Raw genomic sequence first — 11338 nt, 5'->3', positions numbered from 1 at the left:
CTGGATCAAAAATCACCATCAATCGCCCTCGTCCTCATATCCCACCAGGTGCAGTGGCCTGGCGGCGATGCCTTTCAGCTCGCACCAGCGCACCAGCGCTTCCTCGCGGCCATGCGTCACCCAGATTTCGCCGGCGCCCGTCTCCTTGACGGTGGCGGTCAGTTCGTCCCAGTCGGCGTGGTCGGAAATGATCAGCGGCAGTTCGACGCCGCCTTGCTTGGCGCGCTGGCGGATGCGCATCCAGCCCGAGGCGAAGCACGAGATCGGGTCGGGAAAGCGCCGCGCCCAGCGGTCGGCGAAGGCCGATGGCGGGCCGACAACGATGGCCCCGGTGAAATCCTGCTTGCCGCCGCTGTCGACGGTTGCCGGCTCCAGCGTGCCGAGGTCGATGCCCTGGTTCTGGTAATATTCGCTGAGCTTGGCCAGCGCGCCGTGGATATAGATCGGCCTGTCATAACCGGCATCGCGCAGCAGCCGCATCACCCGCTGTGCCTTGCCCAGCGCATAGGCGCCGACCAGATGCGATCGCTCGGGAAACTGCGCCGCCGATTTGAGCAGCCGGGCGATCTCCTCTGTGTCGGGCGGATGGTGAAACACCGGCAGGCCGAAGGTCGCCTCGGTGATGAACACATCGCATCGGACCGGTTCGAACGGTGCGCAGGTCGCGTCCTTCTGGCGCTTGTAGTCGCCGGAGGCGACGATGCGCCTGCCCTTGTGCTCGACCGCGATCTGCGCCGAGCCCAGCACATGGCCGGCCGGATGGAAGGTGACGCTGACATCGTTCAGCGCCATCGCTTCGCCAAGCACGGCCGCTTGCGTTGTCCCGGCAAAATCCTCGCCATAACGCAACCCCATAATGTCGAGCGTCTGCTGCGTCGCCAGCACCGAACGATGGCCGGAGCGGGCATGGTCGGAATGGCCATGCGTGATCAACGCCCGGTCGACTGGCCGCACCGGGTCGATGAAGAAATCGCCGGATGGGCAATAAAGGCCTTCAGGCCGGGGATGAAGCAGTTCGCTGGCGCGCATCCACTCAAGATAGTGGCTAATTCCAGCGCGGGAAGCCTGTTGCAAGAGACTGCTGACTCGGCCTACAGCCAGCCACCGGCCGCATCAGCCGGCGGGGCCATCGCCATGCAACCGCTGAAAATCTCGTCCGGCGACCTGACCGCCGACCGTCGCGCCGACTATGCCGAGATGCTTTTCGGCTCGGGCGAGCACGCGGCAGCGGCGGAGCTGCTGCTCGGCGCGCTGGAACTGGCGCCGCAATGGGCGGCGGGCTGGTTCCGTCTTGGCGAGATGCAGGAGACGGCCGAGCGGCTCGACGTGGCGGCTCAAGCCTGGGCGACGGCGCTGAAACTCGACCCGGCGGATCGCCTTGGCGCTGCGCTGAAGCTGCAACTCATCGGCAAGGCGCCGGCTGCCGCGGCGCCACCCAGCGCCTTCGTCGAAACGCTGTTCGACCACTATGCCGAAACTTTCGAAGATTCGCTGGTCGGCAAGCTCGGCTACCGGCTGCCGGAGTTTCTCGATCGCGCCATTCGAGCGGCAAGGGCGGGCCGCTTTTCGCTGGCGCTCGACCTTGGTTGCGGCACCGGTCTGATGGGCGAGAAACTGCGGCCGGTCGCCGAACGGCTGGAGGGCTACGACATCTCCGCCGCCATGCTGAAAAAGGCCCGCGCCAAAGGCGTCTACGATCTGCTCGCCAAGGCCGATCTGCAGGATTTCGCCTATGCCGGACCGAAAGCCGATCTGGTGGTGGCGGCCGACGTGTTCATCTATGTCGGCGCGCTCGATCGCGTGATGAAGACCGTCGCAGGCATTCTGGCCACCAATGGCCTGTTTGCCTTTTCCGTCGAAAAGCCAGCCAAGGGCGGGGCGGGCGGCGACGCCGGTTTCGCGCTGCAGCCGTCTCGTCGCTACGCCCATTCTCAAGCCTATGTCGAGCGGGTGCTTGCCGCAAACGGCCTGTCGGTGCTGTCGATGCAGCCGACCGTCATCCGCTGGGATCGCCGCCAGCCGGTCGACGGGCTTGCCGCGCTGGCGGTGCCCTCGTCCAAGGGTTGATGTCTCGTCTTGTTCGAAAACGTGAATAGGATTTTTGCGGCTGGCGCGGCATCAGGTAGGATACAAGCCGGGAAAAGCCCTCGGCAGGCATTGAGGAGGAACACATGCGCTGGAACATGATGGTCTTGGTGTCTTGCCTGGCAATGACCGGCTGCATGGGCAGTTCGATGTCGGAGCGGCAGGACCAGGACGTGCAATCGTCGCTGCAATATGACAACGTGCCTTGCGACCAGTTGCTGGCGCAACGCAACGAACTGGCGCAGCAATACCATCTGTCGACGGACGCCAAGCCGAGCTTCTCCAATCCGGCGATGGGCTTCGGCCCGTTCACGCCGGATATGCGCTCCAAAAGCAAGCGCGATACTGATCTGGCAAGTGGCAAGATCGACGCCATGAACCGCTCGATCGTCCGCCGCGACTGCGGCAAGCCCAACAAGCAGAAGAAGTTCAGTCTGCCGAGCTGAACCTGAACTTGCTCAGTACCCCGCCTTGCGGTCGACCACGTTATCAAGCTTTTCGCCGCGCTCGAAGGCATCCATCTGCCGCAACATGCTCGGTGCCAGGTGGACAGGGTCGGAGGTCGCCGCCGCGTGCGGCGTCACGAACACTTTCGGGTGACTCCATAGCGGACTGGTCTTCGGCAGCGGCTCGACCTCGAACACGTCGAGGCTCGCCTCCTTCAGCGTGCCGTCGTCCAGCGCGCGCAAGATGTCGGCGTCCTTCTGCAGCCGGCCGCGCCCGGCATTGATCAGCACCGAGCCGCCGAGGCCGTTGCGCTTGCGCAATTCCTTCAGCACGCCGTAATTGATGATGCCGTGCGTGTCCGGCGTCAGCGGCAGCAGCACCACCAGTATGTCGGTGGCGTTGAGGAAGGGGATCAGCCCGGCCTCTCCGGCATAGGTCGCAACGCCTTTCATGGCTTTGTCGCTGCGCGACCAGCCATTGACGGCAAAGCCGAGCGACAACAGCACCGACGCCGCGGCGCGGCCGAGATTGCCGAGCCCCCATAATGCCGACCGAGATGTCGCCGGCCGGCCGCTGCGGCGGTTCGTGCCAGGTCTTCTTCGGCTGCTGGGCACGATAGAGCATGCCCTGGCGATGATGGTCGAGCACCCGCCAGACGACATATTCGGTCATGTATTGGGTGAGGTTGTCGGCTACCACTTTGACGATCGGCACATCGGGCAGGCCGGGATCGGCGAAGATATGGTCGACGCCGGCGCCGATCGAGAAGATTGCGCGTAGATTGGGCAGCGATTTCAAGAGGTTCGGCTTCTGCTTCCACACCACCGCATAGGTGATCGACGGATCCGAAGCGCCGTCCGGCTCCAGCACCACTTCGCGCTCGGCCGACAGCAGCTCGCGCCAGCGCTGCGGATGAAAGCCGGTGACGGCAAGCAGGATTTTGCCTTTTTCCATTTGCGGATTGTATTCCCTGTTATTCGCTGACGATACCGACCGGCGCCGTCTCGATCTTGAACGCGGCCGAGATCAGCGCCTTCGTATAGTCGGTCTGCGGCCGCTCGAAAATCTGTTCGGAAGGGCCGGCTTCGACGATCTTGCCATTGCGCATGACGATGACGTCATTGGCAAGGGCGCGAATGACTTTCAGATCGTGGCTGATGAACAGATAGGCAAGGTCGTGCCTGGCCTGCAGATTGCGTAAGAGGTCGACCACTTGCGCCTGCACGCTCATGTCGAGCGCCGAGGTCGGTTCGTCCAGCATGACGAAGCGTGGATTGAGCACCATGGCGCGCGCAATGGCGACGCGCTGGCGCTGGCCGCCCGAGAATTCATGCGGATAGCGGTTCCTGGTCCCCGGATCGAGCCCGACCTCCTTCAGCACGGCGACGACCTTGTCGTCGCGTTGATCGGGCGACAGCTTCGGCTCGTGGATCTTCAAGCCTTCCTCGATGATCTCCGAGACCGACATGCGCGGGCTGAGCGAGCCGAACGGGTCCTGGAAAACGATCTGCAACTCGCGGCGCAGCGGCCGCATGGCGTTGAAGGAAAGCTGGTTGATGTCGCTGCCATTGAACTGGATGGTGCCGGTCGATGAGATCATCCGCGCCAGCGCCAGCCCGAGCGTCGTCTTGCCGGAGCCGGATTCGCCGACGACGCCGAGGGTCTGGCCGGCGCGCACGGTGACGTCGATGCCGTCAACTGCCTTCACATTGTCGACGGTGGTGCGAAAGAAACCCTTCTTGATCGGGAACCAAACCTTGATGTTCTTGCCTGTCATCACCGGCTTGGCGGCATCGTTGGCGGCCGGCGGCTTGCCCTTCGGCTCGGCGGCCAGGAGGTGCTTGGTATAAGCGTGCTGCGGGTTGGCGAAGATGTCCCTGGTCGGCCCGGTCTCGACGATCTTGCCTTTGGTCATCACGCAGACGCGGTCGGCGATCTTTTTGACAATGCCGAGATCATGGGTGATGAACAGCATCGACATGCCCTTACGGCTCTTCAACTCCGCCAGCAATTCGAGGATCTGCGCCTGCACGGTGACGTCGAGCGCCGTCGTCGGCTCGTCGGCGATCAGCAGTTCCGGTTCGTTGGCCAGCGCCATGGCGATCATGACGCGCTGCCGCTGGCCGCCGGACAATTGGTGCGGATAGGCGTCGAGCCGCTTTTCCGGTTCGCGAATGCCGACCTCGTTGAGCAGCGCCAGCGTGCGCGCCTTGGCCTGGCGGTCGCCCATGCCCTGATGCAGCGCCAGGATCTCGACGATCTGCTGCTCGATCGTGTGCAGCGGATTGAGCGAGGTCATCGGCTCCTGGAAGATCATGGTGATCTTGTTGCCGCGCACGCTGCGCAACTGCTTTTCGTTCATCGCCAAAAGGTCGGCGCCCTGGAACAGGATCTTGCCCGAGGGATGGCTGGCCGTCGGGTAGGGCAGAAGCTTCAGCACCGACAGCGCCGAGACCGATTTGCCGGAACCGGATTCGCCCACAAGCGCCACCGTCTCGCCCCTGGCGAGATCGAAGGAGATGTGGTCGACGGCGGTCGACTCGTTGCCGCCTTGGGTGAAGGCAACGCTGAGATCGCGGACGGAGAGCAGGAGTTCGCTCATCGGAACGCCTTGCGCGGGTCGAAAGCATCGCGCGTTGCTTCACCGATGAACACCAACAGCGACAGCATCAGCGAGATGACGATGAAGCCCGATATACCGAGCCAGGGGGCATTGAGGTTACTCTGCGCCTGTTTTAGCAGTTCGCCGAGCGACGCGGTGCCGGGCGGCAGGCCGAAGCCGAGATAGTCGAGCGAGGTCAGTGTCGAGATCGAGGCGCTGACCAGGAAAGGCATGAAGGTCAGCGTCGCCACCATGGCATTAGGCAGAAGATGGCGCAGCATGATGGTGCGGTTGGACACACCAAGCGCGCGGGCCGCGTTGACATATTCGAAGTTGCGTGCGCGCAGGAATTCGGCGCGCACCACGCTGACAAGCGACGTCCAGGAGAACAGCAGCATCAGCCCGAGCAGGATGAAGAAGCCCGGCGGCAGGATGGCGGCGACGATCAGCAGCAGATACAGCAGCGGTATCGCCGACCAGATTTCTATGAAGCGTTGAAAGAGAAGGTCGGTCCAGCCGCCGAAATAGCCTTGCAGCGCGCCGGCCGCGACGCCGATAACCGACGAGCCCGCGGTCAGGATCAGTCCGAACAGCACGGAAATCCTGAACCCGTAAATGATGCGCGCCAGCACGTCGCGCGCTTGGTCGTCAGTGCCCAGCCAGTTCCAGTTGCCGACAATGCAGTCAGGATCGGCAGCACCTTGTGGATACTGGCTGCATCGCTTCTGCGCGTCATATTCCCATGATGGTTTTGCCGGAGCGGCGTCGGGGATCGCATTGTTGACGGTGCGGTAGGAATAGCGGATCGGCGGCCAGATCATCCAGCCATTGGCGTTGATCTCGTCGCGGATGACCGGATCGCGATAGTCGGTGACGGCGTAGAAACCGCCGAATTTTTCTTCGGGGTAGGCGACCGCCACCGGAAATAGGATCTCACCTTTGTAGTAGGCGACGATCGGCCTGTCGTTGGCGATCAGTTCGGCAAACAGCGACAGCACGAACAGAGCGAGGAATATCCACAACGACCAGTAGCCGCGCCGGTTGGCCTTGAAGTTCTGCCAGCGCCGCTTGTTGAGCGGCGACAGCCAGGGGCGGGCGATCCTTGTCGGTGTGATCTCGGCTGCAGCCTGCGTCATCAGACGTCTCTCCGCTCGAAATCGATGCGCGGATCGACCCATGTGTAGATCAGGTCGGACAACAGCGTCACGAACAGGCCAAGCAGCGAAAATATATAGAGGTTGGCGAAGACGACCGGATAGTCGCGCGCCAACACGGACCTGAAGCCGAGCAGCCCGAGACCGTCGAGGGAAAAGATGTTCTCGATCAAAAGCGAGCCGGTGAAGAAGGCCGAGATGAAGGCCGCTGGAAAGCCGGCAATGACGATCAGCATTGCGTTGCGGAACACATGTCCGTAAAGCACCCGCCGCTCCGACAGGCCCTTGGCACGGGCCGTCACCACATACTGTTTGCGTATCTCTTCCAGGAAGGAGTTCTTGGTCAGCAGCGTCGTCGTCGCGAAGGCCGACAGCACCAGCGCCGTCAGCGGCAAGGTCATGTGCCAGAAATAATCGACGATCTTGTCGGGCCACGACAATTGGTCCCAATTGTCGGAGACGATGCCGCGCAGTGGGAACCAGTCCCAGAAGGAGCCGCCCGCGAACAGCACCATCAGCAATATGCCGAACAGGAAGGCCGGTATGGCATAGCCGACGATGATCACGCCGCTGGTCCAGACGTCGAAGGCGGAGCCGTCCTTGACCGCTTTGCGGATGCCAAGGGGGATCGAGATCAGATAGGACAACAGCGTGATCCACAGCCCAAGCGAGATCGACACCGGCATCTTCTCCAGGATCAGGTCAAGAACCGAGATGTCACGGAAATAGCTGTCGCCGAAATCGAAGCGGGCATAGTTCCACAGCATCATGACGAAGCGTTCGAGCGGTGGTTTGTCGAAGCCGAATTGCTTTTCCAGCTTCTTGATGAATTCCGGATCGAGCCCTTGCGCGCCGCGATACTTCGAGCCGACGTCACCGGCCACATCGAAATTGCCGCCGCCTCCTGCATCGCCACCGCCGCTGCCGAGGCGGTCGCTGCCGCCCTGGTTGGTCAGGCTGGCGATGACCTGCTCGACCGGTCCACCCGGTGCGAATTGAGTGACGACGAAAGCAACCGCCATGATGCCGAACAGGGTCGGTATCATCAGTAGGATACGGCGCAGTATGTAGGCGCCCATCAGCTTTCACCCTCCCCCTTGTGGGGAGGGTCGATCCGCGAAGCGGGGCGGGGTGGGGGTAGTCTCGATCCGGCGTACGCCGTCACACCGCCACCCCGGTTCGCCATTCGTGCTGCGCACGAAGTGCTCACCGACCCTCCCCACGAGGGGGAGGGTAAAGTGCCGCGCAACAGCCTACCCTTTGCCAATTTTTGCCGCCTTGCCCTTGTCGACCCACCACAGCGCTTCGACCGGGAAGTCGAAATCGGGTTTCCGCTCGGGAAAACCGAACATGTCCCAATAGGCGCTTCGATGATTCGCCAGGAACCAACTTGGAATCCAATCCCTCCGTGCACGCAAGACCCGGTCGAGCGCGCGCATGGCAATTGTCAGGCCTTCGCGACCCTCGGCGGCACCTGCGGCGTCAACCAGGGCGTCGATGGCCGGGCTCGACGTTCCCGGCAGATTGCGAGAGCCCGATACGGTAGCTGCTCGCGAATGGAAAATGGTTTCGAGGTCATCACGGGTTGGCGTCGCCGGAAACGAGGCCGCGACCGAGACGAGGTCGTAGTCGAACGAATTCTGCCGCAGCTGATATTGCGCGGCATCCACCAGCCGGATCGAGGCATCGATGCCGACCGCCTTCATGTTTTCGACCCAGGGCGAGTAGACCTGTTCGAAGACTTCGTCGTCGACAAGAAACTCTGCGGACAACCGACCACCCTTGTCGTTCACGACGAAATTGCCGGACCGTTTCCAGCCGGCCTCGGTCAGAAGCTTGGCCGCCTTGCCAAGCAACTGCCGGTCGCGGCCGGAGCCGTTCGACGCGTCCTGGATCACGGCTTCGCCAAAAGCCTCGGCGGGAATCTGCTCACGCAGCGGCTCAAGAAGAGCCAATTCTTGTGGCGACGGTCTGCCCTCGGCGCGAAATTCGGATTTCTCGAAGCAGGATTGCGAGCGCTCATAGGAACCGTAGAAGAAATTGCGCCGCGTCCATTCGAAGTCGAAGCACAGCCCGATCGCCTGCCGCACGCGCGAGTCGCGAAACTGCTCGCGCCGCTGGTTGACGGCGGTGCCCTGCATCGAAGGCACCGTTTCGGCCGGGAATTCGTGCTTCACCACCTTGCCGGCAGTGAAGGCTGGGAAGTCGTAGCCGGTCGCCCAGACGCGCGAGGTGAATTCCTCCCTGTAGAGGATTTCTCCCTTCTTGAACGCTTCGAAGGCAACGCTACGGTCCTGATAGAACTCAACGCGAATCCGCTGAAAATTGTTCTGGCCGCGATTGACCGGCAGGTCGTTGCCCCAATAATCAGCCACACGCTCATATTCGATCCAGGCCCCTGCCGACCAGCGACCGACCTTGTAGGCGGCTGACCCCAACGGCGGGTTCATCTGCGAGGAATCGAACGGGTTGGTCGTGTAGAACGCCTTCGACAGGACCGGGAACTCGACGACGTTGAGGATGGTGCGGCTTGTCTGCTTGCCGGAAAACCTAAGCTGCAGCGTGTGGGCATCCACGGCGATCCCGTCATCCAGATGCGTTAGCGGCAGGGAATAGTACGGGTGCCCCTTGTCCTTGAGCAGCTTGAAGGTGAAGGCGGCATCCTCTGCGGTCAATGGCGTGCTGTCATGGAAGCGGGCCTGCGGGCGCAGCGAGAAGGTGAAGTCGTTGCGGTCGTCGGAAATCGTCACGCCGTCAGCGATCAGCCCGTAAACGGCGTCAGGTTCGTCGTAGGCTCTCACCATCAGTGAATCGAAGCACATCTCCGTGCGCTGGGGCGAATCGCCTTTGGGGACGAACGAATTCAGCGTGTTGAAGGTCAGCGGCGTCTGGTTGGCAAGCCAGTTGCGCGGCAGGAAGTTGAAGACGCCACCTTGCGGCGCATCGACATTGACATAGTCGAAATGAGTGAAGTCCGGCTTGTATTTGAGGTCGCCGAAAGCCGACAGTCCATGCAGTTTCACGCCGGTTGGGCTGGCGGCGAAAGCCTTGCCCGGCAGCAGCGCAGCAACAGCCGCGGCGCCACTGAGGGCCAGGAAATCGCGGCGAGGGAGCCCCGCCATCAATTGCTGCCCTTGTACTTGGCGGCCAGGGCCTTTTCCTTGTCCGCATCGATCCACCAGGAATCGATATCGGCGCCACGGTAGCCGGGCTGCTTTTCCGGGATGCCGAACTTGTTCCAGTAAGCCAGCCACACAACGGCGCGATAGTATTGCGGCACCACATAGTAATTCCACAGCAGCACGCGATCGAGCGCATGGGTGGTGGCGACGAGGTCATCGCGATCCGTGGCAAAAATGATGCGGTCGACAAGGGCGTCAACGACCGGGTTCTTGATGCCGGAATAATTGCGCGATGCCGGTGTGTCGGCGGACTTGGAGCTCCAAAAATCGCGCTGCTCGTTGCCGGGCGATTCCGACTGTTGGAGCTGTCCTGTGATGACGTCGTAATCGAAATTTCTGACGCGGTTGGTGTACTGGCTCGGGTCGACGATGCGCAGTGTCGCATCGACGCCGATCTTGCGCAGATTGGCGATCCAGGGGCTGGAAATGACCTGGTCGGTTTCATTCGAGCCTAGGATTTCAAACTTGAATGGCTCGCCGGTCTTGGCGTTGACCATCTTGCCGCCCTTGATCACCCAGCCGGCCTGGGCGAACAGGTCGACCGCCTGCTTCAGATATTTGCGCTCCGCCTGCGGCGAATCGTAGACCGGCAACTTGAATTCCTGGGTGAATACTTCCGGCGGCAGCTTGTCGCGGTACTTCTCCAGGATCTCCAATTCCTTGCCTTGCGGCAAGCCGCTAGAGGCTAGGTCCGTGCCCTGGAAATAGCTGTGGGTGCGAGTGTTGAAACCGAAGAACAGCGTGCGGTTCATCGATTCGAAATCGAACGGGTAGGTGAGCGCGGCCCTGACCAGACGATCGGCAAACAACCTATGTCTCTGGTTGAGCATGAAAGCCTGCATCGGCTCGGGCGAGGTGGTCTTGAACTCCTGCTTGATCACATCGCCGGCCTTGATCGCCGCGAAATCATAAAATGTCGCCCAGCGCTTCGAGCTGTTTTCCGGCTTGATATCGTCGAGGCCACCTTTCTTGAACGCCTCCCAGGAGGCGTTGTCGTCAAGAATGTAGGTAAAGTGCTGCGTGTCGAAATTCTCCCGACCGATCTTCACAGCCAGCTTGGCGCCCCAATAGTCGGGGACGCGCTGCCAGACGATTTCCGACCCCGCCTTGAAGCTGGCGATCTTGTATGCAGCCGAGCCCAGCGGCGGCTCCAGCGTCCCCTTGGTGATGTCGCGCTTCTTGCCATTGGCGTCGGTGCCTTCCCACCAATGCTTGGGCAGCACGACAAGGTCGCCGAGGATCTTGGGCAGTTCGCGATTGCCCTTTTGGTCGAAGTGGAACTCGACCTCACGGTCCGAGACAGCGACGGCGTCGGTGACGTTTTCGAAATAGCGGCTGTACATCGGGCTGTTGGCCTTCAGCACCTGGAACGACCAGATCACGTCGTCGACTGTGATCGGCTGTCCGTCATGCCATTTCGCCCGCGGGTCGAGCCGGTAGGTGGCCGAGGAATAGTCGGTCGGGTACTTGTAGGCATCGGCGACGAGCGGGTGGCTGACGCTGCCTTCGTCAGTCGCCTGGTCCATCAGCGTGTCGTAGAGCAGGCCGCCGCCAAATGGCTGCAGGCCGGCCGCCGGCGATCCCTGAACGATATAGGGATTGAAGCTGTCGAACGTGCCGGAAACGACCGAATTGTAGGTACCGCCCTTCGGTGCATCCGGATTCACATAATCGTAGCGCTGGAAGTTCTCGCCATATTTGGAGGGGCCGATCAGCGAAGAGGTGGTGTGCCATTCCTGGGGGAAGGATGCCTGCAGGCCGCCTGCGAGGGCGCCCACAACCAGAAAGGACCTCAGAAGCGTTCGGCCAACCGTCATGCGTTCTCCTCGTCGCGATGCCCGGCAATCCTAAATGATTTGACGCCGGTG

At 61.9% G+C, this 11338-nt stretch carries 8 protein-coding genes and 1 pseudogene; 2 read left to right on the top strand and 7 right to left on the bottom strand.

What is annotated here, in order from left to right; all coding sequences use genetic code 11:
- Window positions 1–18: 18 nt before the first annotated feature.
- Entirely contained in the window at window positions 19–1029 is a 1011-nt protein-coding gene (locus NKI10_RS04780) for a ligase-associated DNA damage response exonuclease (protein ID WP_352858903.1), read from the bottom strand.
- 105 nt (window positions 1030–1134) lie between these two features.
- On the opposite strand from NKI10_RS04780, the gene NKI10_RS04775 reads away from it, so the two are divergent.
- A complete protein-coding gene (locus tag NKI10_RS04775) occupies window positions 1135–2067 on the top strand; it encodes a class I SAM-dependent DNA methyltransferase (protein ID WP_023732464.1) in 933 nt (310 codons plus the stop codon).
- A 104-nt stretch (window positions 2068–2171) separates the two neighbouring features.
- Window positions 2172–2531, top strand: a complete 360-nt coding sequence (locus tag NKI10_RS04770; protein ID WP_352858901.1) for a hypothetical protein — start codon at window positions 2172–2174, stop codon at window positions 2529–2531.
- Between the two features lie 12 nt (window positions 2532–2543).
- Here NKI10_RS04770 and NKI10_RS04765 read toward each other — a convergent pair.
- From NKI10_RS04765 to NKI10_RS04740, 6 genes and pseudogenes are all read right to left on the bottom strand, one after another.
- A pseudogene (locus NKI10_RS04765) lies at window positions 2544–3486 on the bottom strand (2-hydroxyacid dehydrogenase).
- A gap of 19 nt (window positions 3487–3505) precedes the next feature.
- Window positions 3506–5134: an ABC transporter ATP-binding protein gene (locus NKI10_RS04760; protein ID WP_352858899.1), complete on the bottom strand. Its 1629-nt coding sequence runs from the start codon at window positions 5132–5134 to the stop codon at window positions 3506–3508.
- Window positions 5131–6270 carry an ABC transporter permease gene (locus NKI10_RS04755; protein WP_352811565.1) on the bottom strand — a complete coding sequence of 380 codons (1140 nt, stop codon included), beginning with the start codon at window positions 6268–6270 and terminating at the stop codon, window positions 5131–5133. Before NKI10_RS04755 ends, NKI10_RS04760 begins: the two co-directional genes overlap by 4 nt.
- Complete coding sequence (locus NKI10_RS04750) at window positions 6270–7367, bottom strand: microcin C ABC transporter permease YejB (RefSeq protein WP_023745250.1); 1098 nt, start codon at window positions 7365–7367, stop codon at window positions 6270–6272. The genes NKI10_RS04755 and NKI10_RS04750 overlap by 1 nt, the downstream gene beginning before the upstream one ends.
- A 174-nt stretch (window positions 7368–7541) precedes the next feature.
- The gene (locus NKI10_RS04745; protein ID WP_352858897.1) at window positions 7542–9410 is read right to left on the bottom strand and encodes an extracellular solute-binding protein; all 1869 of its coding nucleotides are present in this window, start codon (window positions 9408–9410) and stop codon (window positions 7542–7544) included.
- The gene (locus tag NKI10_RS04740) at window positions 9410–11287 is read right to left on the bottom strand and encodes an extracellular solute-binding protein (protein ID WP_023692606.1); all 1878 of its coding nucleotides are present in this window, start codon (window positions 11285–11287) and stop codon (window positions 9410–9412) included. The genes NKI10_RS04745 and NKI10_RS04740 overlap by 1 nt, the downstream gene beginning before the upstream one ends.
- Window positions 11288–11338 lie beyond the last annotated feature (51 nt).

Origin of the sequence: Mesorhizobium sp. M0802, assembly GCF_040320115.1 — a bacterium.
Taxonomy (GTDB): domain Bacteria; phylum Pseudomonadota; class Alphaproteobacteria; order Rhizobiales; family Rhizobiaceae; genus Mesorhizobium.
The sequence above is the reverse complement of the archived record's forward strand: the minus strand, read 5'-3'. Positions and strand labels throughout refer to the sequence as shown.